At 61.2% G+C, this 25,229-nt stretch carries 21 protein-coding genes; 9 read left to right on the forward strand and 12 right to left on the reverse strand.

All coding sequences use genetic code 11. The features are described 5' to 3' along the window. Window positions 1-65 precede the first annotated feature (65 nt). Complete coding sequence (locus ACTG2W_RS09840) at window positions 66-314, forward strand: hypothetical protein (RefSeq protein ID WP_005340533.1); 249 nt, start codon at window positions 66-68, stop codon at window positions 312-314. Window positions 315-376: 62 nt separating this feature from the next. On the opposite strand, the gene rimJ is transcribed toward ACTG2W_RS09840, so the two are convergent. Continuing rightward, entirely contained in the window at window positions 377-928 is a 552-nt protein-coding gene (gene rimJ / locus ACTG2W_RS09845) for a ribosomal protein S5-alanine N-acetyltransferase (protein WP_106843924.1), read from the reverse strand. Next, complete coding sequence (locus ACTG2W_RS09850; RefSeq protein ID WP_005340529.1) at window positions 928-1,482, reverse strand: GNAT family N-acetyltransferase; 555 nt, start codon at window positions 1,480-1,482, stop codon at window positions 928-930. The genes rimJ and ACTG2W_RS09850 overlap by 1 nt, the downstream gene beginning before the upstream one ends. Before the next feature lie 346 nt (window positions 1,483-1,828). Here ACTG2W_RS09850 and ACTG2W_RS09855 point away from each other — a divergent pair, with 346 nt between their 5' ends. Continuing rightward, window positions 1,829-3,604: a M4 family metallopeptidase gene (locus tag ACTG2W_RS09855; RefSeq protein WP_106843923.1), complete on the forward strand. Its 1,776-nt coding sequence runs from the start codon at window positions 1,829-1,831 to the stop codon at window positions 3,602-3,604. Between the two features lie 32 nt (window positions 3,605-3,636). Here the strand turns inward: ACTG2W_RS09855 and ACTG2W_RS09860 are convergent, their stop codons facing one another. Then, window positions 3,637-4,530 (reverse strand): LysR family transcriptional regulator, encoded by an 894-nt coding sequence (locus ACTG2W_RS09860; protein ID WP_005349020.1) that lies wholly within the window; start codon window positions 4,528-4,530, stop codon window positions 3,637-3,639. A 92-nt stretch (window positions 4,531-4,622) separates the two neighbouring features. Here ACTG2W_RS09860 and mdtH point away from each other — a divergent pair, with 92 nt between their 5' ends. Together mdtH and ACTG2W_RS09870 are read left to right on the forward strand one after the other, a co-directional pair. Next, entirely contained in the window at window positions 4,623-5,819 is a 1,197-nt protein-coding gene (gene mdtH / locus ACTG2W_RS09865; RefSeq protein WP_106843922.1) for a multidrug efflux MFS transporter MdtH, read from the forward strand. A gap of 139 nt (window positions 5,820-5,958) precedes the next feature. After that, the gene (locus tag ACTG2W_RS09870; RefSeq protein WP_106843921.1) at window positions 5,959-6,870 is read left to right on the forward strand and encodes a bifunctional helix-turn-helix transcriptional regulator/GNAT family N-acetyltransferase; all 912 of its coding nucleotides are present in this window, start codon (window positions 5,959-5,961) and stop codon (window positions 6,868-6,870) included. A gap of 251 nt (window positions 6,871-7,121) precedes the next feature. Here ACTG2W_RS09870 and prfC read toward each other — a convergent pair whose 3' ends face one another. Next, entirely contained in the window at window positions 7,122-8,711 is a 1,590-nt protein-coding gene (gene prfC, locus ACTG2W_RS09875; protein ID WP_085942998.1) for a peptide chain release factor 3, read from the reverse strand. A gap of 429 nt (window positions 8,712-9,140) precedes the next feature. Between prfC and ACTG2W_RS09880 the strand changes: the two genes are divergently transcribed. Then, on the forward strand, window positions 9,141-9,863 hold the full coding sequence (locus tag ACTG2W_RS09880) for an SDR family oxidoreductase (RefSeq protein WP_421308700.1): 723 nt from the start codon (window positions 9,141-9,143) through the stop codon (window positions 9,861-9,863). A 141-nt stretch (window positions 9,864-10,004) separates the two neighbouring features. Here ACTG2W_RS09880 and ACTG2W_RS09885 read toward each other — a convergent pair whose 3' ends face one another. From ACTG2W_RS09885 to ACTG2W_RS09895, 3 genes are all read right to left on the reverse strand, one after another. Next, window positions 10,005-11,852: a tetratricopeptide repeat-containing diguanylate cyclase gene (locus ACTG2W_RS09885; protein ID WP_106843919.1), complete on the reverse strand. Its 1,848-nt coding sequence runs from the start codon at window positions 11,850-11,852 to the stop codon at window positions 10,005-10,007. A 225-nt stretch (window positions 11,853-12,077) separates the two neighbouring features. Further along, entirely contained in the window at window positions 12,078-13,532 is a 1,455-nt protein-coding gene (gene viaA, locus ACTG2W_RS09890) for an ATPase RavA stimulator ViaA (protein ID WP_106843918.1), read from the reverse strand. 9 nt (window positions 13,533-13,541) lie between these two features. Next, window positions 13,542-15,155 carry an ATPase RavA domain-containing protein gene (locus tag ACTG2W_RS09895; protein WP_106843917.1) on the reverse strand — a complete coding sequence of 538 codons (1,614 nt, stop codon included), beginning with the start codon at window positions 15,153-15,155 and terminating at the stop codon, window positions 13,542-13,544. Window positions 15,156-15,468: 313 nt separating this feature from the next. Between ACTG2W_RS09895 and ACTG2W_RS09900 the strand changes: the two genes are divergently transcribed. Continuing rightward, window positions 15,469-15,903 carry a DNA polymerase III subunit psi gene (locus ACTG2W_RS09900; RefSeq protein ID WP_106843916.1) on the forward strand — a complete coding sequence of 145 codons (435 nt, stop codon included), beginning with the start codon at window positions 15,469-15,471 and terminating at the stop codon, window positions 15,901-15,903. A 109-nt stretch (window positions 15,904-16,012) separates the two neighbouring features. Then, window positions 16,013-16,462 (forward strand): ribosomal protein S18-alanine N-acetyltransferase, encoded by a 450-nt coding sequence (gene rimI, locus ACTG2W_RS09905; RefSeq protein ID WP_005349003.1) that lies wholly within the window; start codon window positions 16,013-16,015, stop codon window positions 16,460-16,462. Window positions 16,463-16,498: 36 nt separating this feature from the next. Here rimI and ACTG2W_RS09910 read toward each other — a convergent pair whose 3' ends face one another. Next, on the reverse strand, window positions 16,499-17,002 hold the full coding sequence (locus ACTG2W_RS09910) for a hypothetical protein (protein ID WP_374805807.1): 504 nt from the start codon (window positions 17,000-17,002) through the stop codon (window positions 16,499-16,501). A gap of 227 nt (window positions 17,003-17,229) precedes the next feature. On the opposite strand from ACTG2W_RS09910, the gene ACTG2W_RS09915 reads away from it, so the two are divergent. Continuing rightward, window positions 17,230-19,020 carry an AMP-dependent synthetase/ligase gene (locus tag ACTG2W_RS09915; RefSeq protein ID WP_106843914.1) on the forward strand — a complete coding sequence of 597 codons (1,791 nt, stop codon included), beginning with the start codon at window positions 17,230-17,232 and terminating at the stop codon, window positions 19,018-19,020. Window positions 19,021-19,101: 81 nt separating this feature from the next. On the opposite strand, the gene gshA is transcribed toward ACTG2W_RS09915, so the two are convergent. The 4 genes from gshA to ACTG2W_RS09935 are packed head-to-tail and all read right to left on the reverse strand — an operon-like array spanning window position 19,102 to window position 24,985. Beyond that, entirely contained in the window at window positions 19,102-20,700 is a 1,599-nt protein-coding gene (gene gshA, locus ACTG2W_RS09920) for a glutamate--cysteine ligase (protein WP_064338786.1), read from the reverse strand. 32 nt (window positions 20,701-20,732) lie between these two features. Beyond that, window positions 20,733-23,546, reverse strand: a complete 2,814-nt coding sequence (locus ACTG2W_RS09925; RefSeq protein ID WP_440016182.1) for a M16 family metallopeptidase — start codon at window positions 23,544-23,546, stop codon at window positions 20,733-20,735. A gap of 27 nt (window positions 23,547-23,573) precedes the next feature. Continuing rightward, entirely contained in the window at window positions 23,574-24,011 is a 438-nt protein-coding gene (locus tag ACTG2W_RS09930) for a YqaA family protein (RefSeq protein WP_005348990.1), read from the reverse strand. After that, entirely contained in the window at window positions 24,008-24,985 is a 978-nt protein-coding gene (locus tag ACTG2W_RS09935; RefSeq protein ID WP_181281646.1) for an NADP-dependent oxidoreductase, read from the reverse strand. Before ACTG2W_RS09935 ends, ACTG2W_RS09930 begins: the two co-directional genes overlap by 4 nt. Before the next feature lie 56 nt (window positions 24,986-25,041). On the opposite strand from ACTG2W_RS09935, the gene ACTG2W_RS09940 reads away from it, so the two are divergent. After that, on the forward strand, window positions 25,042-25,209 hold the full coding sequence (locus tag ACTG2W_RS09940; protein ID WP_005308905.1) for a hypothetical protein: 168 nt from the start codon (window positions 25,042-25,044) through the stop codon (window positions 25,207-25,209). Window positions 25,210-25,229: the final 20 nt, after the last annotated feature.

Raw genomic sequence — 25,229 nt, forward strand, 5'->3', positions numbered from 1 at the left:
GGGCAACGGTGGGCGCTGTGATGGTTGCACAGACCATCTCTCCATATTTATTTGAGGGAATGCACATGAACAAAGTACTGGTAGCCGGTATCCTGGGTCTGATGTTGACTGCTTGCGGTCAGAAAGAAGAAAAAGCTGCCGCTCCTGCTGCTGCTCCGGCCGCCGAAGTTGCTGCCACTGTAGAAAAAGCCGCTAGCGAAGCCACCTCTACCGTAGAGAAGGCCACCTCCGAAGCGACTGCAACCGTAGAAAAAGCTGCTACCGAAGCCGCTACCAAGGTTGAAGCTGCAGTGAGCGATGCCAAGGCCAACTAAGCCTGCACCTCATTCGAAGACGGGTCCGAAGGCAACTTCAGGCCCGTTTTTTTATCTGTCGCTCAGGGCGCCGGATTAATCAGCGAGGTGAGGATGTGATCCTCCCAGCGGCCATTGATCATCAGATACGCCCGCGCGAATCCCTCCCGCTCGAAGCCGAGCCGCTCCAGCAAGGCGCCACTGCGCTGATTGGCTGGCATATAGCAAGCCATGATGCGATGAAGATCGTGCTCCCGAAACAGGTAGTCGATGGCGGCTGACAGCACCTCTCTCATCACCCCCTGCCCCTGATGCTGTTGGTCGATGGCATAGCCCAGATGACACGCCTTGAAGACTCCCATCAGGATATTGCTGAAATTGCAGGTGGCGACCACCCGCTCGCCAGCCGGATCGAGGGCCACCAGATTGACGCCGGTACCGTTGAAGAACTGGCTGTAGCTATCCTGCAGCCGGTTATGCCAGTAAGAAAGCGTGTAGAAATGGTCATCGCGCAGCGGCTCCCAGGGGGCGAGATGGGCACGGTTGCGCCGGTAGAAGTCGAGCATCATGGGGGCCTGATCCGGCGACAGTATGGTCAGGTGGGTACGAGCCGTCTTGATATGTGGCAGCGCCATCAGGACTCCCTCTGTCTTAGCCACTCATCGCGCAGCAAGCTGTAGTGGGCATGGTCCACAATCCGGTTGCCCAGCCGCTCTGCGCGCCGGGTCACCCCCTCCAGCTGCATTCCAAGCCGTTCACAGACGGCTCTGCTGGGCTCGTTATCGGTGGCGGCGCTGATCTCCACCTTCTCCATCCCCATCTCCTCGAAGGCGTGGTGGATCAGGGCCTGACAGGCACGGGTGATAATGCCGTTGCCCTGCCAGCGCTCCGCCAGCCAGTAACCGATGACCACCTTGCCAAGGTCGTGATCGATGCTGTTGTAACCTATGACTCCCACCACCTCCCCCTGATACTCGATGGCGGTGGTGAGCCCCTCGCCGCGGGCGAACTTCTCGATGGCACTGCGAATGAAGAGGGCGCTGTCGACGGGGCGCTGGATCAGTGGCGGCCAGGGCAGCCACTGGGAGAGGTACTCCCGGTTGTCATTGCAGAGGGCAAACAGTTCGCTCGCCATATCTGGCTGCAAGAAGAGCAGCGCAAGCTCGTCGTCCAACTGCCATGAAAACATGGGATTCTCCTTTCAAATCAGTGATCAAATCGAAAGCCAGCACCCAATGTAGCCAATCGCCACTGGCCGCACCAGCCACTTTTACGCCTCCCCTCCGGCAGGTCTCGCAGAGGGTCACAGCGCACGTACTCTCCTCCCTCAAAAGAGGAGGGTTGGTGTCTGAAACCGGATAATGCTCTCCACATGGCGCCGACGAATGCCCCAAAACGGCACTTTGGCAGATCCTGCTACCCCTTTGTGCTGCGCTGTCACTTTTGACAGGGGGCACTTTCCCCCACCGGCACTAGCTTCAAAACGCCCGACCTTCGGTCGGTTTATCAACCTCATCGATTTAAGGAAAGAAGAGATGAATAAAATTTATCTGGCCGTTGCGCTGGCCTGCTGGGGAAGCGCCGCACTGGCGGCGCAAGAGGTAGAGATCAACGTAACGGCAAACGGCATCCGGGCCATGACAGGCCTCAGTGCCGCGAGTGGTACCTTGCAGCTGGAAGATGGCGAGTTTCGTCAGGTGCGGGTGGTCAAGCTGCCCAACGGCCAGCAGCGGATCCGCTACGAGCAGGTCTGGAACGGCATCCCGGTAATGGGTCAGGTGGTGGTGGCTGACAAGAGCCTGAACGGCCAGCTGCAACAGGCCAGCGGGCGCATGCTGCGCCAGATCGATCAGGATGTGGCAAGCCCGGCCGCCACCCTCTCGCCACAGGACGCCGCCAGCAAGGCCAAGGGGGGCAGCAAGGGGAGCAACGAGCAGGTCAAACTCTACGTGATGCAGGATGAGAACGGGCTGGCCCGGCTGGTTTATCAGGTCTCCTTCATCGCCGAAGGTGACAAGCCAAGCCGCCCCTTCGTCATACTTGATGCCCAGAGCGGTGAGGAGCTCAAACGCTGGGAGGGGATCAACCACAAGGACGCCACCGGCCCGGGGGGCAACATCAAGACCGGCAAATATTTCTACGGCACCGATTTTGGCCCGCTCATCGTGGATGACAACTGCCGGATGACCAGCCCCAACGTCGATACCATTAACCTCAACCACGCCACCTCCGGCGGGGCCATCCACCAGTTCACCTGCCCGGAGAACCGGGTCAAGGAGATCAACGGTGCCTACTCGCCCCTCAACGACGCCCACTACTTCGGCAACGTGGTGTTCGACATGTACCGCAACTGGTACAACACGGCGCCCCTCACCTTCAAACTGAAGATGCGGGTTCACTACAGCAAGAATTACGAGAACGCCTTCTGGGATGGCAGCCAGATGACCTTCGGTGACGGCGCCACCACCTTCCACCCGCTGGTGAGCCTCGATGTGGCGGCCCACGAGGTGAGCCACGGCTTTACCGAACAGAACTCCGGGCTGGTCTATTCAGGACAATCCGGTGGCATCAACGAGGCCTTCTCCGATATGGCGGGTGAAGCGGCCGAGTTCTACATGAAGGGGAGCAACGACTGGCTGGTCGGCGCCCAGATCTTCAAGGGCAACGGCTCACTGCGCTACTTCGAGGATCCGACCCGGGATGGCAGATCCATCGGCCATGCGGCGGATTATCAGGAGGGGATGGATGTACACCACAGCTCCGGGGTCTATAACCGCGCTTTCTATCTGCTGGCCACCAGCAGTGGCTGGAACACCCGCAAGGCATTTGAAGTCTTCTTGCTGGCCAACCGCCTCTACTGGGGCGCCAACACCAACTACCAGCAAGGGGCCTGCGGCGTCAGCCGGGCGACCGCCGACCTGGGTTACAGTCAGGCGGATGTGGCACGGGCCTTCCAGACCGTCGGGGTTGATGCCAGCTGCGGCAGCACGCCGCCACCGAGCGACAACGTACTGCAAAACGGCGTGCCGGTGAGCAACCTCGCCGCCAGCAAGGGTGGCAAGCTCAACTACACCCTGAACGTACCGGCGGGCACCAGGTCGCTGCAGATCAGCAGCAGCGGCGGCACCGGAGATGCCGACCTCTACGTCCGCTTTGGCAGCGCCCCTACCAGCAGCAGTTACGACTGCCGCCCCTACAAGGGGGGCAATAACGAAAGCTGCTCGTTCACCAATCCCAAGGCGGGTACCTGGCATGTGCAGTTGTCAGGATTTTCCGCGTTCAGTGGCGTGACCCTCAAGGCCAGCTACTGATCCACCCGATGCGGGCCTTGTCCCGCATCGCTCTACTCATTGCGCCACCGTTTCGCCAGCGTGCGAGCGGTGGCCAACACGGTTTCCCTAGCCGGGTTGGGCCGCTTGCCACCGCGCCACGCCATCATCACATCCCAATGTTCTTGCGGCAGATTGCGCACATCGAGCCTGACCAGCCGCCCTACCTCCAGATCCCGCTTGATGGCCAGCTCCGGCATCAGGGTGATAAACCCGTGTTCCAGCGCCAGATCCCGCGCCGCACTGGCGGGCTGCACCGCATGCAGGGGGCTGGCGGCCCGCCGCAGCCGCCGCAACTGCTGGATAAAGACGTCACACCCCGGCCCCCACACCTGGGGCGCCAGCCGCTGGTCGGCAATATCCTCCAGGGTGAGGCCGTGACAACCGGCCAGCGGATGCAATGGCGAGGCGATAGCGATGATGGGGGAGCAGCAGAGCAGCTCCATCTGCAGGCCCGCAACCGGCGGACGCTTGAGTACAAAGCCGATATCGGCCTCGCCGGTCAGCAGCGACTGCATGATCTCGCCGGAGTGATCCGTGGTACAGCGGATTTCGAACGGCTCGTCCACCAGCTCCATCAATAGCGAGCCAAACACCACCGAAGTGAGGGATGGCAGGCTGGAGAGACGGATACAAGGCAGCGCAGGCGCCCCCTGCAGTGCCAGCCGCCCTTCGCTCAGGATCGCCAGCGCAGAGCGGGCCGATGGCAGAAACTCCTCGCAGGCACGGGTCGGGGTCACCCCGCGTCGATGACGCTGAAACAGCGGCGCCCCGAGGCTCTCCTCCAACTGGGCAATCCGCTGGCTCACCAGCGGCTGTGACCAGCCACGAATGGCCGCAGCCTGACTAAAACTGCCCAGCTCGGCCACATCCAGCAACAGTTGCAGATCGTCCAGATCCATAGACATAAATAATCCTGATATGAAATATAGGTAGTTGTCGTCTACCACTATATCTAAACCCTCTCCAGAATGAAGTTATCTGTAAATGAGAGGGCGTTATGGTCGATAGGGCGAGGTTTTGGGGACGCTGGTTTCTGGCGCTGGATACCACACTGGTGATCCTGGGTTTCTTTGTGGTGATGCCGATGATCAGCCTGCGCTTCGTCGATCAACTCGGCTGGGCGGCCGGTCTGGTGGGGCTGGCCCTCGGCCTGCGCCAGCTGACCCAGCAGGGGCTGGGGATCTTTGGCGGCTCGCTTGCCGACCGCTTCGGCGCCCGCCCGCTCATCGTCACCGGCATGCTGTTGCGCGCCGTCGGCTTTGCCACCCTGGCCTGGGCCGACAGCGGCGCCATGCTGATTTTCTCCTGCTTCCTCTCCGGACTGGGCGGTTGCCTGTTCGACCCGCCACGGGCCGCACTGGTGATCAAATTTACCCGTCCCCATGAGCGGGGCCGCTTTATCTCCCTGCTGATGATGCTGGAGAGCGCAGGTGCCGTCACCGGTGCCCTGCTAGGCAGCTGGCTGCTGCGCTTTGACTTCACCTACGTCTGCCTGCTGGGGGCCGGACTCTTCACCATGGCGGCTCTCTGCAACTGGACCCTGTTGCCCGCCTACCGCCTCTCGGTCAAACCGACTCCGATGCGGGAAGGGTTGGGCCAGGTGCTGGCGGATCGCGCCTTCTGCCGACTGGTACTGATCCTGAGCGGCTACTACATGCTGTGGGTACAGGTGATGCTGATTTTCCCCATTCTGGTCAAGCAGCTCTCCGGCACCACCACGGCGGTGGGCTGGATGTACAGCCTGGAAACGGCGCTGTCACTGGCGCTGCTCTACCCTATCGCCCGTTTCAGCGAGCGGCGCTATCGGCTGGAGAGCCGGCTGATGGCGGGTATCCTGCTGATGACGGTGGGGATCGGGCTGGTCGCCTTTGTCAGCACCCTCTCCGGCATCTTCGTACTGCTGGCCTGCTTCTATCTGGGGATCATCATCTGTGAACCGGCCCGGGAGACCCTGATGACCCGGCTTGCCAACCCCACAGCCCGCGGCAGCTACATGGGCTTCAGCCGCCTCGGACTGGCGCTGGGGGGCATGACCGGCTACGTGGGCGGCGGCTCCCTCTATGACTTCTCGCTGCAACAGGGACAACCGGCCCTCCCCTGGCTGGTGCTCGGTACCATAGGCGTCGCCACCATGTTGCTGCTGGCCCGCTGCTTCTCCCGCCGCCCGGAGCTGGCTATCAGAGCCGCCGCCTGACGACCCCCCTGCCTACGGCAGCCCCGCCAACGGTGCTGCCGCTCACCCCATATTCTGCAAGTCATCACAGCAAAAGGTTGCGAATTACAACTTTTACGCTATTTTAGTTGTCATGCACAACTAAACAGGAAACCACGATATGGATCCCCGTCCCCTGCGCGCCCTGTCGCGCGATCTGGTTCGCGAACTCGGCATGCTCTCCCAGCAGTGCGGCAATCTGGCCCTCACCCCCATCGAGGCTCACCTGCTGATCGAGCTGGAAAACGCCCCGGCCACCAATCAGCAGCTGGCAGAAAAGCTGCACATCGACAAATCCAACGCCAGCCGTCCGCTGGCCCGCCTCGCCGAGCGAGAGCTCATCAGCTGGCACCCGCACCCCTCTGATGGGCGCAGCAAGGAGGCCCGCCTCACCGTCAACGGTCAGGGGATGCTGCTGGAGTTGCACCGGGAGATGGACGGGGCGATGGAAGAGATGCTGGCGCAGTTGAGCCTGCCCGAGCGGGAGCAGCTGTGGCAAGGACTGCGGCTCTATCGCAGCGCCCTCTCCCGCGCACGTCGCCAGCGGGGTTACCAGATCCGCCCCATCACGGCGGCAGACAATGCCCAGATCGCCTTGGTGATCCGCGCCGTCTCGGCCGAATATGGCCTCACCGCCGACAAGGGGTATGGGGTCTCGGATCCCAATCTCGACACCCTCTCCCAGAGCTATCAGGGGGAGAAGAGTCGCTACTGGGTTATCGAAGGGCCGGACGGTTCCATCCTCGGCGGTGGCGGTATCGCGCCATTGGCGGGAGAAGAGGGGGTCTGCGAGCTGCAGAAAATGTATTTTATGCCCGCCCTGCGCGGACTGGGCCTTGGCAAACGGCTGGTATTGCAGGCACTGGACGAGGCGCGCGCACTTGGTTATCAGCGCTGCTATCTGGAGACTACCGAAGTACTGCGCGACGCCACCAGCCTCTATGAATCACTGGGCTTTGAACACCTGCCCGGCCCCCTTGGCTGCACCGGCCACGGGGATTGCGAGATCTGCATGGTGCTGACACTGGGGTAGCCCCCCTCATCCCCAACCCTTCTCCCGCAAGGGGAGAAGGGGGCAAAAACACTTCCGCGATCTTTCAGGCTGACCTCCGACGGTTCCCTCTCCCTCTGGGAGAGGGCTAGGGTGAGGGCTGCTTGCGACTGGTATATGCTGAACCATTCCCCCCTGCATCCCTCCTTAAAACAGGCAAAACGGCACAAAACAAGAGACCCCGCCGAAGCGGGGTCTCTTTGATTATCTGCCAATAAGCAAACCAGCAGTGATCAGTGCTCGCGAGTCTGGCGGAACTCGACGTCGGGGTGGCGCTCCTGGGCCAGGCGCAGGTTGACCATGGTCGGCGCGATATAGGTGAGGTTGTCACCGCCATCGAGGGCCAGGTTGACCTCGTTCTTGCGCTTGAACTCTTCGAACTTCTTGACGTCAGTACCTTCCACCCAGCGGGCGGTGGAGACGTTGACCGCCTCGTAGATGGCCTCGACGTTGTACTCGCTCTTGAGGCGCGAAACCACCACGTCAAACTGCAGCACACCGACCGCACCAACGATGAGATCGTTGCTGATCAGCGGACGGAACACCTGCACCGCACCCTCTTCGGAGAGCTGGACCAGCCCCTTGAGCAGCTGCTTCTGCTTGAGCGGGTCGCGCAGACGGATGCGGCGGAACAGTTCCGGTGCAAAGTTCGGGATACCGGTGAACTTGAGATCTTCACCCTGGGTGAAGGTATCGCCGATCTGGATGGTGCCGTGGTTGTGCAGACCTATGATGTCACCGGCGAAGGCGTCTTCCGCCTGCTCACGGTCACCGGCCATAAAGGTCACGGCATCGGAGATGTTCACATCCTTGCCGATACGCACGTGGCGCATCTTCATGCCCTTGCTGTAAGTACCTGACACGATACGCATAAAAGCGATACGGTCACGGTGCTTCGGATCCATGTTTGCCTGGATCTTGAATACGAAACCGGAGAACTTCTCCTCGGTCGCTACCACTTCACGGCTCTCGGCCTTGCGCGGCATGGGAGACGGCGCCCAGTCGGTCAGGCCATCCAGCATGTGGTCAACACCGAAGTTACCGAGCGCGGTACCGAAGAAGACCGGGGTCATCTCGCCAGCGATAAAGGCATCGTGATCGAACTCGGGAGAGGCGCCCTGCACCAGCTCCAGCTCGTCACGCAGTTGCTGGGCCAGATCTTCGCCGACGGCGGCATCCAGATCCGGGTTGTTCAGCCCCTTGACCACCCGCTTCTCCTGGATGGTGTGGCCCTGACCGCTCTGATAGAGATAGGTCTCATCCTTGTAGAGGTGATAGACCCCCTTGAAGGATTTACCGCAGCCGATAGGCCAGGTGATGGGGGCGCACATGATCTTCAGCTCGCGCTCCACCTCGTCCATCACTTCCATCGGATCGCGCACTTCGCGGTCCAGCTTGTTCATGAAGGTGAGGATGGGGGTATCACGCAGACGGGTCACTTCCATCAGCTTGCGGGTCCGGTCTTCAACACCCTTGGCGGCGTCGATGACCATCAGGCAGCAGTCGACCGCGGTCAGGGTACGGTAGGTATCTTCGGAGAAGTCCTCGTGACCCGGGGTATCGAGCAGGTTGACCAGACAGTCGGCATAGGGGAACTGCATCACCGAGGTGGTGATGGAGATACCACGCTGCTTCTCCATCTCCATCCAGTCGGATTTGGCGTGCTGGCCCGAGCCACGGCCCTTGACGGTACCGGCGCGCTGAATGGCCTGTCCGAACAGCAGGACTTTCTCGGTGATGGTGGTTTTACCCGCATCCGGGTGCGAAATGATCGCAAAAGTGCGTCTCTTGGAGACTTCACTCAGAAATTCAGCTGACATAATTCAACGTTCTTCTATTGAGCGGTGGCATCAGCCACCGTGGGAATAAATCCGGAATGCCGCTCACGGCACATGTATACGCAACGAAAGCCACGCCAGCTGGCGTGTTGCCAACCTGGTGGAGAGAGGGAGGAGGGTTGCGTTACATGGGTCTTCTCGCCTGAGTCAAAGCAAAATTGCGCGACATTATACCCGCGCGAGTGAAAAATACCCAGCCTGACAAGAGATGATAATTTAGCCGCTCAGCCGTTCCACTGGTTCCAACTGAACAGAAAATCAAACACTCCGAATCGGATGGCAGCATCCGGACCACGTGGACTTGGCTCCCTCCTCATGCCAGCAACAACCACTCTTGATAAATTTTCATACTTGGACTTTCCCTATCCAGCTACAAATATGTAAATCGTATCTACATAATGGAGAGGTCATTACATGAAACATTCCACCCTGCACAATCAACAGATCGTCATTATCGGTGGTACCTCGGGTCTTGGCCTGGCCACCGCCCACCAAGCGATCGAGCAAGGCGCCAAGGTCATTATCGGCGGTTCCAGCCGTGAGCAGCTTGACACTGCACTGGCTGAATTGGGCCCAAATGCCAGTGGCCATCAACTGGATATTCTCGACGTCGACTCCGTCAATCACTTTTTCAGCCAGCTGGATTCGCTGGATCATCTCGTCATCACCGCCGCCGTCATGCGACCAGGCAGCTTTCTCACCGCAGCCATCGAGGACTTGAAAATCAACATGGACAGCCGCTTCTGGGGAAGTGTTCATGCGATCCGCGCCGCAGCACCCAAACTGTCCGAACGCGGCTCCATCGTGCTCACGTCCGGGATGGTGACGCGCCGCCCACAACTAGGTAAGGCACTCCCTGCCGTTGCAGCTGGCGCGGTTGAAACGCTGGCTCACAGTCTGGTTACCGAACTGACCCCCCGTCGGATCAACGTCATCAACCCGGGCCCCATGCGCACTCCCATGCTGCTTAAAGCGCTGGGCAATGACCCACAAAAAGTGGCTGCCGTGGCGCAAAGCCTGCCGTTGAAACGCTTGGGAGAGGGAGAGGATTATGCGCAGGCCGCGCTATTCCTGATGAGCAATAACAACATGAATGGTGAAGTGCTTCACCTCAATGGCGGCACTGCCTGGGCATAACGCCCTTCTGACGGTCTTCTGCGCTCGTGATTGCCAATCTGTCATCGCAGGCAAGAACGAGCGCAGGGGACGAGTCCCATCGCCGTATCAGAGTGCTCCCAAATGGCGATGACATCCTGCTGAGTGACAATACCCAGCCCGTCACTCGTCTGTTTCCACCCGGTTGCGACCCGCCTCTTTCGCACGATACAGCGCATTGTCTGCACGCTGGATCAAGGCCGCCAGATCCTGATCATCGTCTCGCAGAGAGGCACACCCGATACTGATAGTTACCGGGTACGACATGCCGGGCAGCGCCCGGTTGGCGACCGAGTGACGGATCCGCTCAGCCACCCGGCACGCCTCTTCAAGGCTGGTATCCGGCAGCAGGATCAAGAACTCCTCTCCGCCGGTACGCCCCAACTGATCCTGGTGCCGCAGCTGACGATCTGCCGCCCGAGAGACCCATTGCAGCACCCTGTCTCCTTGATGATGGCCCTGGGTATCGTTGATCCGCTTGAAGTGATCGATATCGAACACCAGCAGACAAAATGGCGAGCCCTGCCTGCGAGCCTGCGCCAACATATCGCTGCCCTGCCGCAGCACCCGACGGCGGTTGTTGATGCCGGTCAGCTCATCGGTAAAGGCCAGACGACGCATCCGACGGTTGCGATCAAGCAGCCACCCCATCGTCAGCAGCGCCAGTACCCCGCAAAGCACCATCACCACCAGCAGCCAGAACCGACGCTCCTTGACCTGCTCCAGCTCCTGCTGCTGCAGTCGCTGCTCGACTCGCAGTCGCTCGTTCTCCCCCTCCTGACGGGCCAGCTCAAACTCGCCGCGAACCCAGGCCGTGCTCTGTTCCCGTAACAGCTGATCGAGCCGCTGCTCCTGCACCAGATGCTCCCGCAATGCGGCGAGCGCCGCCGGATAGTCACCTTGCAACTCGAGCGCCCGGCTGCGCACCCAGTAGAGCTCGAGCAAAAAGCGTACGTGCCCTTCCACCTTCAAAATCGGCTCAATCTTCTCAAGCGCACGCAAGGCTGGCACTGGTTCCTGCTCTTCGACTCTCAACCTCGCCCGCACCAGCTCGAGATGCGCATGGAGGATGGGGTCAACATCGGGAGAGAGCACCTCCGCCGCTTGTGCCAGCAAGCGTCCGGCATCAGCGGGGCGATCCAGCCCGAGCAGAGCCTCGGCCTGCATCACCATGCGTTCGGCATGCTCAATCAGATATTGAGGCTGATTATAAAAGGCCGCACTGCGTTCAAGCTCGCCCAGCGCATCCTGATAACGCCCGGTCTGCAGATAGACCATCGCCAGTTGATCACTGAGCCTTGCCGAGCCAAATCCATCGTGACTTCTGACAAAATGCTCGCTCAACCGATTGAGGGTGGCGAGTGCTTCGGCGTAGAGGCCCATACGACGAAATGTGGCTGCAATCTCGAGCTGTGCCTGGTGATACCAGGTGGGCAACCCCAGCTGCTCATAGATATTGTGCGCCTTGGTGAGATCCATCAGTCCCTGGCCTGAGACCCCCTGAAACGACAGCATGGCCCCCCGGCGGGCCAGCGCCAGCGCCTCCAGCTTCGGCACGGCGGCCTCCCTTGCCAGCCGCAGCCCCTCATCGTAATCGTGACGAGCCTTCGCTACCTCGCCGAGCAGCTGATTGAACCAGCCGCGGCAAATCGTCAGCTCCGCCACGGCGGCGTCATTCCTCTGCTCGCGCGCAACGATCAGCATCCGCTCCGCATTGGCGATGGCGGTTCGGGACTCCTGCATGTCATCGGCCGATTGGGCCCAGCAAGCCAGACGACTGATCCGCATCTGCTGCGACGGCGGATAGGCGTTGCCGTCCCGCTGCAAACGGGCAACGCGCTCCCGCAGCAACTCGATCGGCTGGTAGACCCGCTCCATCCCTCTCAGTTCATTTTCCAACTGCTCGGGGGACAAGGGGTTGGCTGCCAGCCCGAACGCCGCCAGCAACAGCAGCAAGGCAAGTCGGCTCATACATACTCCGGATCAATGGGAAAGATCATCGGGCAAGCCGATGCCGGAAAATCATCATCTTTTCCCCTGTAACAATGGTTGTAAAGGCTATCACCCGGACAGAGAGCCCGAATGGCAGGCTAGTCACATTTTACTGCGATATCATCGCGTTGGAATGAAAGCGGGGACGCACAGCGAAAAAGAGGGGCGGGATAACAACTCAAGAGGGGTTGCCCCCTCCGGTCACTAGTGATGCTGCCAGCGCCGCAGCAGCCGGCCACGCAGGCCGCAATCGAGCAGCCAGCTGTTGTCAAAGACCCGCAACAGCGCCTGCTTGGCGTGGCGGGACATGGCGACAGCGTGAAAACGGGTCTGACGCTGGCGATAGCGGTTCATCTGATCGAGCAGGGGATGAGGCAGGCTTTGGGCGATAAAGTCGGAGATGACCAGCACATCCGCCTTGGCAAAGGCGGGATCATCGAGCTTGGCCAGCGCTTTTTCCAGGCAGGGCACCAGGTCGGTACCGCCGTGAAAACTCATGGAGAGGAAGCGCTCCGCCTTGTCCAGCCCGGTATCTGCAGTGATCTCGAGGGTCGCCACCTCGGTGGAGAAGAGCATCAGGTAGCAGCCGCGCTTCTCATCCATCGCCACCTTGAGCAACGCCAGAAAGAGTGCCTTGGCACACTCCTCGGGATAGCCCCCCATGGAACCGGAGGTATCGACGCAGACGATAAAGGGGCCTCGCTGCTGCAACTGCTGGCCACCCTGCTCCGGGGTGCGCAGCATGATGCGCTGGCGCGGCAAGGTGCCACGTGACTGATAGCTGAGCAGGCGCCGTTCCAGATAGCGGCGATAGAACTCCAGCTCCAGCTCCGGCAGCCCCAGCATCACAGCTTCACTTGGCAGCAGCCGCATCAGATCGTTCGCCTGATGGATGCCCACCAGATCGTCCGGCACATCGTCGCTGGGTGCTGGCTCCAACTCCAGCACCTGCACCGGCGGCACAGGTTGCTCCTGCGCCCGCCGATCCCGCTCGCTGCGCCCGAGCAGGCCGGCAATCTCCGCCAGCAAGGGTTCGCGCTGCAACATGCGGGCATACTGCTTGACCAGCACCAGACTGCGCTTGTGCCAGTGCCCCTGCGCCAGATCCCACAAACCACCGGCGGAGATCTGGTTGGGGTCGAGGGCATCGGCTAGGGTGCGGCTCGCCAGCAGCTGATCTTCAATCTCCTGACGCTGCTTCTCCCGCTCCGCTTCGGCGATCTGCTGCTGCAACTGCAACAGGCTCCCCACCAGACTGGCGCGCCACTTGTCGATAAAGAGCTGGCGCAGCCCCTCGGTGGGGTGGGCCGTCAGCTGACGCACCAAGGATCTGGCCTCACCGGCGAAGGGGCTGTACTGCTCCAGCGACTCCAGTAGGCCGGGCAAGCGACCAATCAGATCGGTCATCGGCAGTTGCCGGTGTGCCTGATAGAGCAGGTACTCCTGCTCCAGCGCCACCGGCACCGGCTTGTGACGGATCTCCTCACCAAGCTGCTCGCCCCAACTCTGCAGGCGCTTTTTCAGCAGCTTGCCCTGTAGCGGGGAGCGTTTGATAAATTCGGAAATCTTGGGTGAGGCCGCCAGCAGCGCCACCACCTCTCCCGCCAGCTCACCCTCTCCCATGAGAAGGCCCAGATCCAGCATGCCGATCTCAAGCATGAGCGCTCCTTACTCGTCCAGCCTTGGCAACCGCTCGCGCCACTGGGTCAGCTCGCTGCGCAGCAGTTCGAGATCCCGGTTCAGCACAAAGAAGCTGTCTTCCACCTGCTGCAGCCAGCGCTGGGCGATAAAGAGGTGTTGCTGGTGACGTTCGAACAGGCTGCGCTGCTGCTTGAGCTCCTGCATCACCTTGCCGACCTGAACCAGCTGCTCGTCGAGCGACTGCAACCAGGGCGCCAGCACCACCTCGGGGATGGCGTTGCGCTCCATCAAAACCAGCGGGATCTGCTGGCGCTGGATATCGAGCACCTGCAGCCGCAGCTCATCGTCCAGCACCAGCTCGTAATGCCCCTCTTTCGGGTTGCCGAACTCATAACCCACCAGCGCCTCGCCGGTGGGATGCCAATGGGAGAGCAAGGTGCGATCGAACACCAGGGTGCGGGTGAGACGTTCGGGATCGCTGCCATCCAGCGGCGCCGGGGTGAGCAGATGGAAGTGCACCTGCTTGCCAAAGGGTCTGGCATTGGCAAGCGGGATCTCGATACCCCGGGCCCGCCGGCCAAACCACTGCTTGCGTTGCCGGGCCTTGGTGCAAAGGCGTTGGGCCACGCTCTGTTTGAGCTGTTTGAACTGATCCCGCAACGCCAGCAGCTGACGGGTCATCGCCAGTTGCTGATAGCCGTAGAGACGGGAGAATTCGGTCATCATCTCCAGCAGGGCGGTGCGGGACTCCTCGTCATGCCAGAGACAATCCTTGAACAGCAGCAGATCTACCGGTGCGACCTCGTCACGGCCATTGAAGAAGGCGCTCGCCTTGATAAGCCGTACCGCCTTCTTCCAGCGGCGATCCGACACATAGCAGCGATGGGCCAGCTGACTGTCGAGCTGCTGGCGCAGCTGATAGATAAGCTCGAAACAGGCATCCGGCAGGCGCACCTGTTCAATCTGGCTCTGCCACTGCTCATACTCATCCCCCCGGATCTGCAGGGATTCCGGCAAGTTCTGGTGGGCGTGACCATCGCTGGCCAGCATGGATTGAAAGTTGGCTTTCTCCTGCACCCGGTCCATCCAGATCCGCACCAGCATCCGGTCGTAGAGCGCTTCCAGCCCGCTGTCCGGTGCCGGCAGCTCGTTGGAGGCGGTCACCAGCAATCGCATCGGGATGGGGTGCTGGCTGTCGCCGTTGCGAAACTGCCGCTCGTTGATGGCGGTGAGCAGGGTGTTGAGGATGGCAGGGCCCGCCTTCCAGATCTCGTCGAGGAACACCACTTCGGCCTCAGGCAGATAACCTGTGGTGAGGCGCAGGTATTTGCCATCCTCTTTCAGTGCCTGAATGGAGAGGGGGCCGAACACCTCCTCCGGCGTACTGAAACGGGTCATCAGGTATTCAAAGTGGCGGGCGTCGTGAAAGGCCAGCTTGAGGCGGCGGGCGATCAGGCTCTTGGCGATACCGGGTGGCCCCAGCAAGAAGACACTCTCGCCACTGAGGGCCGCCAGCAGACCGAGGCGCAGGGCATCCTGCCGTTCGTAGAGCCCCTCCCCGAGGGCGGCCAGCAGCCGGGGCAATCGCTCCTGGATGGGAATAAGACGCGCAGGGTTCTGGGCTTGAGCTAAAGACGACATAGAGAGTGTTCCGAAGCTGGGATGATGTTAGCCCCAAGGCGCGATATCCATTTGCTCGACCTTGGGTTTTGTCTTGTTATGATGTTTATTCTGGTATCTCTTGCCGCACAATACCCGCCTCTGGCAGGAAAAAACGCAAAGGTAGTGCGATACCATATCGGCAGCGTGCTGCGCCCATGCATAGCCAGTGTCGTGATGGCACCATGCCCGCATGCGCCAGATGATGCGTTGCAAAGGGTGCAGCAAAAGCGGTTCGAGTGTACCCTGCGCAACACAATTTTCCCCAATGCAGATCAAGAGTGAGTCGCCTCAAATGCAAGATCCCGTTCGTCAGAGCATGTTGGCCCGCATGGGCATTCAAAGCTGGCAACTGCGTCGTCCGGCATTGCTGGGCGCAGCACCCGCTCCCGAGCTTGAGCAAAACGCCACACAGCCGGGCCAGACGGCACCGGCCACCCGCGCTCCGCTGCCCAGCGGCAAACTCTGGCTGCTGGCGCCTCAGCTGCCTGCCACCACGCTGCTGGCGGATATCTGCCAGTTGCTCGGCATGACCCCCGACGAGGTCTCACTGCTCAGCGAGCTGCCGCCTGCCGATCTGCAAACGGCGGGCGCCTCCCCTCTGCTCTGGCTGACGGAGGCCAACCCCGAGCGGCCAAATGCGCTGATCTGCCCGCTCGCCCCCAGCGCCGCGCAAAAGCGCGCCCTGTGGCAACAGCTGCGCCAGCACCTTGCGGCCAGCGCGGCGTGATCCTGCATCATGCCGCCAAGTCCCACTGTGATGCTGCTCTTTTTACCTGATTTTACAAATGCCGCCTCTGCCAACCCCAGTACCCAACACCTTGCCATCCGGAGCCCCCATGCCTGAGTTTCGCCCCCTGCTCGAGAGCGATTTCGACCTTGTCTACCCCATCGAGCAAGCCGCTCACAAGGAGCCGTGGAGTGAGGCCAACCTGCTCTCCTGCTTCGGCCCTCGCTATCTCAACGGCTTGATGCTGGTCGATGGTTCCCCGGCGGGCTTCTATATCTCGGATCTGGTGGCCGGAGACAGCTCGCTGATGAATATCTGTGTGCATCCGGCGTTTCAGGGCAAGGGGTTGGGACGGGCGCTGTTGCAGGCCTATCTGGCGCGCAGCAAGCAAGCCGGGGCAGAGGCCTGGTTTCTCGAGGTGCGGGCCGGTAACCAGACCGCCATCAACCTCTACGAGAGCGCCGGTTTTGCCGAATATTGCCGCCGCGCCGACTACTACGGCACCGGCAACGACAGGGAAGATGCGGTGTTGATGTCGCGACTGTTCGATTTCGGCTGATCCGGCTGTTCGCCGTACTCAGGCGTCTTGGCCCCCTCAATCGAGGGGGGCATTGTCCAGTGCCGGATCCTGCAAGGCCAGGGTGGTATGCACCACCGCCTCGAATCCGGCACCGGAGAGCGGCATATAGAAGCCACGCTGCCAGGTTTTCCCCGGCATCCAGATCTGGTCGATATCCACCACTATCTTGATGGGTCTGAGGAGCTGGCCCGGCTGCTGGATATAGATGCCGGGCGGCGTGGCGACTTTGGGAAAGCGGCGCAGGATCTGCTCGCTGCCATCCCCCTTGCCCGGGTTGAGCCGCACCTTCACCAGCCGGGCAAGCGGGCCAGCCATCTCCTTGCTCTGCCAGAATTTCTTCTCCAGATCGCCGCAGCGGCGGCACTTGGGGGTCTCCAGCACATAGAGCAGCGGATAGCCCAACGCCAGCGCCTGTTGCTGCGCCTGCTGATACCCCTCGGCCCCCTGATACCAGGGATTGGCGGGCCCCTGTGATGACGTTCCGGCAAAGAACCAAAACGCAGCGCCCCCCACCACCATCAGCCCGACCGCGGCCAACGCCCCTTTCACCCACAGATTCATATCGTTAACCCTCTCTCTGCCTCCTAGCAGTATCGGCCAGTCTGCGCAAAGGGAGAGCTATTTGCGCTCTTTGTGATCCAAGACAAATGGCGAACACTTGTAAGCCGTAATGTTGGAGTTTAAACTCTAGCCCGATTTTTAGTGCCCTCGCGGGCGTACAACTGTAATTAAAGGATGTTTAACTGATGCCGAAGCTTCATCTGGTTCGACTGATGCGTGAACGTATTGCCCAGCTTGGCAACAAGGCTGCCCTGCGGGTTCAGCAAGATGGCCAGTGGCGCACCATCGGCTGGCGTACTCTGGGCCAGGCCATGGACTACTGCGCACAGGCGCTGATCCGTGCCGGCCACCAGCCAACCGAAATGGTCGGCATCTATGCCCGCAACATGCCGGAGTGGACCCAGGCCGATCTCGGCATCCTTGCCGCCCGCGGTGTCAGCGTCCCTATCTACCCCACCAGCACGCTCGATCAGCTGCGCTACATCGTCAAAGATGCCGGCATCAAGGTGCTGTTCGTTGGCGAACAACCCCAGTTCGATCAGGCGCTGCAACTGATTGAAAGCGGCGAGATCCGCCAGCTCATCGCCCTCGACGGCAGCGTCAACTTGCGCGGCTGCGAGCAGGCGAGCCACTTCCAGACATTTCTGGTCTCCGGCAACCATCAGCCCAGCGAGCAGGAGCTGCGCGAGCGGGAAACCCAGTACCGGATGGATGATCTGCTGACCCTGATCTACACCTCCGGCACCACAGGCGAGCCCAAGGGGGTCATGCTCGACTTCAGCAACATCGCCGCCTGTTTCGAGATGCACAACAGCCGCCTCGACCTCAATCAGCAGGATGTGTCGCTCTGCATGCTGCCGCTCAGCCACGTGTTTGAGCGGGCCTGGAGCTACTACGTGCTCTATTGCGGCGCCGAGAACGTCTATATCCGCGATCCGCAGAAGGTGATGGATGTGATTGGCGAGGTGCAGCCGACCGTGATGTGCGCCGTGCCGCGCCTCTACGAGAAGGCCTACGCCATGATCCAGGCCAAAGTCGCTCAGGCTCCGGCTCTGCGGCGCGCCCTGTTTGGCTGGGCGACCAAGGTCGGCAAGCAGATGGTTGCCACCCGTCAGGCGGGCAAGTCCGCTTCCCCGCTGCTCTACGGCCAGCTCTGGCTTGCCGAGCGACTGGTGTTTCGCAAGCTGCGCGCCCGCTTCGGCGGCCGCACCCGCTTCCTGCCAGTGGCGGGCGCCCGCCTGGCCGACGATGTGAACCTCTTCTTCCAGGCGATGGGGCTCAACCTCAAGTACGGCTACGGCATGACCGAGACCACCGCCACCGTCTGCTGCTACGAGGATAGCCAGTTCAAGTTGGGCTCCATCGGCACGGCACTGAACGGCATCGAAGTGAAGCTGGGTGAGAACAACGAACTGCTGGTGCGCTCCCCCACCGTGATGCGCGGCTACTACAACAAGCCGGACGCGACCGCCGAGGTGATGACCGAGGATGGCTTCCTGCGTACTGGCGATGCCGGTGAGCTCGACAGCCAGGGCAATATCTACTTCACCGAGCGTCTCAAGGAGCTGATGAAGACCTCCAACGGCAAGTACGTGGCTCCGCAACTGGTGGAAGGGACCATCGGCAAGGATCGCTTTATCGAGCAGATCGCCATCGTCGCCGATGCCCGCCACTTCGTCTCGGCGCTGATCGTCCCCTGCTTCGAGTCGCTGGAGGAGTACGCCCGCTCCATCAACCTGCAGTACCAGTGCAAGACCGAGCTGCTGCGCCACTCCCGGGTAATGGAGTTCTTCGAAGCCCGCATCGCCGATCTGCAAAAAGAGCTGGCCAAGTTCGAGCAGGTGAAGAAGTTCACCCTGCTGCCGAGCGCCTTCTCAATGGAGCTGGGTGAGCTCACCCCCACCATGAAGCTGCGCCGCAAGATCATCGAGGCAAAATACCAGAGCGAAATCGAGGCCATGTACAACCACGTCTGATATCGCTCAGGTTCAGAGAAATCAAAAAGCCGCTCACTCGAGCGGCTTTTTGTTGGCACTTTGGTTGGTACGAACCCGCCTTCAGGCCGGGGTCTTACTGGTCCCGAAGTAGTCGGCCAGGAAGTCATCGAACGACAGGCTGTCGCTGCGCTCGCGTTCGCGCTGCTTGGCCAGCGAATCCTTCGCCTCACCGGCAAAGTAGGCCTCATCCCAGTACTGCAGCTCCCCTGCCAGCAGCTCCTCGCGATAGCGGGTCGCCAGCTTGTCGCCGTAGCAGCCGTTGTCTTTGCCACTCTCCAGCAGCTCCTTGAGCATGCGGGCAGAGTAGGTGAGCTCGGGGTTGAGCAGCTTCTCGCGATGCATCGCCAGCGTCTCGCGATAGCGGTTGCGGCCACAGCAGCGATCCAGCAAGTCGGCCACCTGAGCCAGCTCGTCAAACAGTTTGAGGCCGTACTCTTTGAGGCCGATGGCATTGCCCTGCTCATCTTCCAGCGTCAGGCCGGGACGACGCCCTTCCAGCACCACCTTGTTCTGGTTGCGGCGGTTGCGGGCAATCTCCTCGTCACTCAGCACCGGAGAGGGACGCAGCAGGCACCAGACCAGAAACAGGTCGAAGAAGCGGATCTGATCTGCATCGATGCCGAGCGGGGTGAAAGGGTTGACGTCCACGGTGCGCAGCTCGATGTATTCGATGCCGCGCTGATCCAGCGCATCCGAGGGCTTCTCGCCGCTGCGCGGGGTGCGCTTGGGGCGGATCGGGGCGTATAGCTCGTTCTCCAACTGCAACACGTTGTCGTTAAGCTGACGATACTCCCCATCCACCTTGACGCCGATCTTGGCAAAGTCGGGATTGTGGGTGTTGATGGCGCGGCGCAGGCTGCTGACATAGGCCGGCAGATTGTCGTGGCTGATCTTGAGCCCAGCCTGGGCGCTGTTGGTATAGCCAAGATCGGAGAGACGCAGCGCGGTGGCGTAAGGCAGATAGAGGGTGCCCTTGCCGGTCTTCTCGAACGGCAGGTTGCTCTTGCGCCCTTTGAGGAAGGATTCGCAGATGGCCGGGGAAGCACCAAACAGATAGGGTACCAGCCAGCCGAAGCGGTAGACGTTGCGAATAAGCCCCATGTACTTGTCGGAGATAAAGCGCTGGCTGCAGCACCCTTCGCACACCAGATCCTGCCACTCGCTCCAGAAGCTGTCGGGCATGGAGAAGTTGAAGTGCACCCCGGCGATCACCTGCATCAGGCTGCCGTAGCGGTTCTTCAAGCCCTGACGGTAGAGGGTCTTCATCTTGCCGATGTTGGAGCTGCCGTACTGAGCCAGTCGGATGCTCTCTTCCCCGCCGACGAAGCAGGGCATGGAGAGCGGCCAAATCCGCTCGTCACCCAGATGCTGAATCACATGGTGATGGATGTCGCCGAGCTGCTCCATCAGGCTGTCGATGGAGTCGGTGGCCGGGGTGATGAACTCCAGCAGACTCTCCGAGTAGTCGGTGGTGATATTGGGATGGGTCAGGGCCGAGCCCAGCGCCCGGGGATGGTCACTCTGGGCGAGTCGGCCATCCGGCGTGATGCGCAGGCATTCACGTTCGATCCCGCGCCGGATCCCCTTGAGCGCGGTGAGGCGCTCCGGTGATCCCAACGCATTCAGCAACTCGGTGAGCGACAAGCTTGTTGTAGTCATATTCACGGCTCTTGATTTTTATAAAGCGTCAGTTACGGCAACTGCAGCGGATAGATGGGAAGATGAAGCTCCTTCAGGGGTTTTTCAAGCTTTTGCTTGTCTCCCACCACCACGATCACCATGTCGGCCGGATTGAGCCAACGGGCAGCACTGGCCTTCAGCGCCTCGGGCGACACCGTTTTGATCAGGTTGTTCTGGGCCTGCACATAGTCCGGTTTCAGGTCATACATCACCATCTGCAGCAGGAAGCCCGCCTTCTGGCCCAAGGTCTCGTAAGAGAGGGCATCCTGCTGGGAGACAGCGCTGCGCATATAGGCCAGCTCCACCGGTGTCGGGCCGCTCTTGCGGTAGTTGTCCATCTCCTTGAGGAACTGGCGGATGGCATCGACGGTTGCATCGGCCCGCACATTGGCGCCGGTGGCGAAGGTGCCCACCTCGCGGTTGGCGGAGAAACCCGAGCTGGCGCCGTAGGTGTAGCCCTTGTCTTCCCGCAGGTTGAGGTTGATGCGGCTGTTGAAGTTGCCACCCAAGTTGAAGTTCATCAGCCCGGCGGTGAAGTAATCCCCCGTGGTATCGAACGGCATGGCGCGACGACCGATGCGGATCACCGACTGGGGCGCCCCCGGCTTGTCGACCAGATAGATACCCGGCTTGGCCTGCTCCCCCTTGAGCTTGAGATCCCCCAGAGTCGGCGTGGCCCCCTTCCACTCGGTCAGGAAGCCAAGTTGCTCCTCGATCTGCATCTGGTCCACATCACCGACCACCACCACTTTGGCATTGGTGGGGTTGTAGTAGGCCTGATAGAAATGCTTCACGTCCGCCAGGGTCAGCTTGGCCACATCAGCCGCTACCCCGTCGGTAGGTTGACCGAGGCGGTTCTGCTTGCCGTAGACCAGCTCGCGGAACGCCTGCCCGGCCAGCCACTCGGGCTGCTGCTGGGCCTGTTGCATCCCTTGCAGCAGCTGCGCCTTGACCCGCTCGAAGTCAGCCTCCCGCATGCCCGGGCGCTCCAGTACCTCGCGCACCAGCGCCAGGGTCTGGGGCAACTTGTCCGCCAGCGAGCTGACGGTGATGAGGTTGTTGTACTGGGCGCTGGAGACATCAATGCTTGAGCCCAGCTTTTGCAGCTCGTCGCTCAGCTGAGCCTCAGTCAGGCGCACCGTGCCCTGCCCCATCATGGCAGCAGTCAGATTGGCCAGCCCCAGTTGCCCCTTATCTTCGGCACGAATGCCGCCCGGCAGGGCAATCATGATGGAGACGGCCGGGATCTCGTCACTCTTGGTGCCGATGATCTCGATGTTCTTGTCGAGCTTGCCGTGCCAGATGGCGGGCACCTTGACGCTCACCGCCTCGCTCGCCTTGGGTTGCACGCTGCGATCGAAATTGTCTTTTACCGGTCGTTCGGCCAGCGCCTCGTCATGCTTGCTGTAATCCGGCAGCTCGCGCTTGGCGGGGGTAAAGTTCGGGGTGGCAACCTGCCACTCGGTCTTGCCCTTGGGCACCACGCTCAGCACCACCGCAGGCTTGCCCGCGATGAACTTGTCGTAGGCGGCCTTCACCTGCTCAGGTGTCACCTTGCCGATGGCATCGAGAGTCTTGAACACATAGTTGGGATCCTGGGCAAACACCTGACCCATGGCGAGCTGGCTCACCTTGCCGGAGACGCTGTCCAGACCCCAGATGGCGGAGGCGCGGTACTTGGCGATCGCCTTCTCCAGATCTTCCGGCTTGAGGCCGCGCTGGGCGAACTCGCCGATCACCTTGTCCACCTCCCCCTTGAGGGTCTTGAGGCTGCCATCCTGCGACGGATTGGGGTAGGCGTAGACGGTCAGGGTACATGCCAGCTCTTCGCAGTAGTGGGACGCCCCCACATCGATCGCCTTGCCGGTTTTCACCAGCGACTGGTAGAGCATGGAGCTGGCGGAACCGCCCAGCACGTCGGCAAACATGTCGAGTGCCGGCTCCTGCGGGTCACCAAGGGATACGGTGGGGTAGCTGATATAGAGCAGCGGCAGGTGCACCTTGTCCTGCAGCGTCACGTAGCGGGTCTCGGGCAGGGTCACCGGCTTTGGCGTCGGCTCGGCCACGTCCGGGCCGCGCGGGATGGAGCCGAAGTACTTCTCGATCCATTCGAGGGCCTGCTTGCTGTCAAAGTCGCCGCCCAGAGTCAGGGTTGCGTTGTTGGGGCCATACCAGCGCAGGAAGAACTGCTTGAGGTCGTTCACATCGACCCGGTCGAGATCTTCCACGTAACCGATGGGCTGCCAGGAGTAGGGGTGAGTACGCGGATAGAGCGCCTCCCCCACCTTCTCGCTCACCAGCCCATAGGGCTGGTTATCGACCCGCTGGGCCCGCTCGTTCTTGACGGTGGCGCGCTGGATCTCGAACTTCTTCTGGCTCACCGCATCGAGCAGGAAGCCCATCCGATCCGCCTCCAGCCAGAGCACTTTTTCCAGCTGGTTGGCAGGCACAGTCTCGTAGTAGTTGGTGCGGTCCTTGTTGGTGGTGCCATTCATGTCACCACCGGCCTCGTTGATGATCCGCATATGCTCCTGATCACCGACGTGTTTCGAGCCCTGGAACATCATGTGCTCAAAGAAGTGGGCGAAACCGGACTTGCCGACCGTCTCGCGGGATGAACCGACGTGATAGGTCACATCGAGGTGCACCAGCGGATCGGAGCGGTCGGGGGCCAGGATCACGGTCAGGCCGTTGTCCAGCTTGTACATCTGGTAGGGGATGGCGAGCTTGCCCTCCTCCTTGCCCTGTTCGGCAATCAGGGTCGGTGCCGCCAGCACCGGCAGGGTGAAGCCCAGCAGAATCGTTAAAGGTATGACTTTGTTCACGGTAACCTCGTGAGTGACAAAAACAGGCTAGAAAATGTGACTGGCCAGCAGAAAAACCAGGGCATAACGGAACAATTTGCCGAGCCCGATCAGAATGAGAGAGCGCCAGAAGGAGAGGCGCAGCCAACCGGCCAACAGACAGAGACCATCACCGACCACCGGCGTCCAGGCAAGCAGCAGACACCAGTGACCATGTTGTTTGAGCCAGCCTAAGGCTTTTTGTTCCCCACGGCCTTGAAAATCTTCCGGTTTTTTCTTGAAGGTGGCGAGCCAGCCGAGCCACCAAGTGGTCATGGAGCCGAGGGTATTGCCCAGCGTCGCCCACAGCAGCAGGCTCGCCATGCTCCACTCCCCCTTGGCCGCCATGGCCCCCAGCAGCACTTCGGAGCTACCGGGCAGCAGGGTGGCTGAGGTGAATGCGCTTAAAAAGAGCCACCCCAGCCCCATCTCCATCATCTCGCTCATCCGGGCAGGCCATCGGCCGCAGGCATGCGCAGCAGCAACTTGCCGCGTACATGGCCCCCTTCGATGGCCTGATGGGCCAGCGCCCCCTCGGCCAGGGGGAATTCACCGGCGAGGGTGACCTTCACCTCCCCCTGACGCAGCAGCATCAACATCTGACCCAGCTGCTTCTGGTCGGGGTGCACCAGCATGCCGACCACCTCGATAGCCGCCGCAACCCCAGCATCCTTGATCAACTGGGCAGTGATGGTGGGTACCGTCACCAGACGGCCACCCGACTTGACGCAAGCGAGCGCCGCCTTGCCGCTCTCGCCGCCCACCAGATCCAGCACCAGATCGACCTGACCGGCCTCTGCCACCACCTGTGCTGGCCAGTTCGCATCATGGTAATCCACCATCCAGCGCGCCCCCAGAGCATGCAGGAAGCCATGGTTGTCGGGGCTGGCGGTAGCCACCACCTCGGCGCCATAGGCGCTGGCAAACTGCACCGCAAGATGGCCGACCCCACCGGCACCGGCGAGGATCAAGACCCGCTGACCGCTCTGGAGGCCGCCGTGCTCAAGCAGCCCCTGCCAGGCGGTGAGACCGGCCAGCGGCAGCGCCGCCCCCTGCTGCAGGCTCACCCCGTCGAGCTTGACCAGCTCGCTCTCGCTTGCCACCACAGACTCCCCGTAGCCACCTGCGGCGAGGGGAAAACCGACCATGCCGCACACCCGATCCCCCTCGACCAGCGAGGTCACACCGGGGCCTACCTTCTCCACCACGCCGGAGATGTCATAACCCGGCGTCCAGGGCAGCTTGTCCTTGTTCTGGGCCGCCGCCCAGCCAAGACCGGCGCGGGTTTTGGCATCGATGGGGTTCACCCCCGCAAAGCAGATGCGTACCCGCACTTCGCCATCGGCTGGCACCTTATCGAGGGAAGGGTTGAGCTTGAGTACCGAGGGGTCACCGAATGCGGTAATCTGTAGTTGCGTCATTGCACAATCCATCCTGTTGATTGATCAAGGGTCAACAGAATAACAGCGAGGACACCATGGCTCGAATGTTTCTTATTCCTCTGTTGCTGGCACTGGGGTGGTGGGCATTTCTGCTCTACTTCCGCATCCCGCTCAAACAGGGGGCCAAGGGGTTTTACTGGATCATCGGCATCGGTGGCGGACTGGCCGCCTTCCTCAGCCTGATGATGGTGCTGACTCACTGAGTGCCACAGCCACTCGATAA

Origin of the sequence: Aeromonas sp. 96A (assembly GCF_051919165.1) — a bacterium.
GTDB lineage: Bacteria > Pseudomonadota > Gammaproteobacteria > Enterobacterales > Aeromonadaceae > Aeromonas > Aeromonas veronii.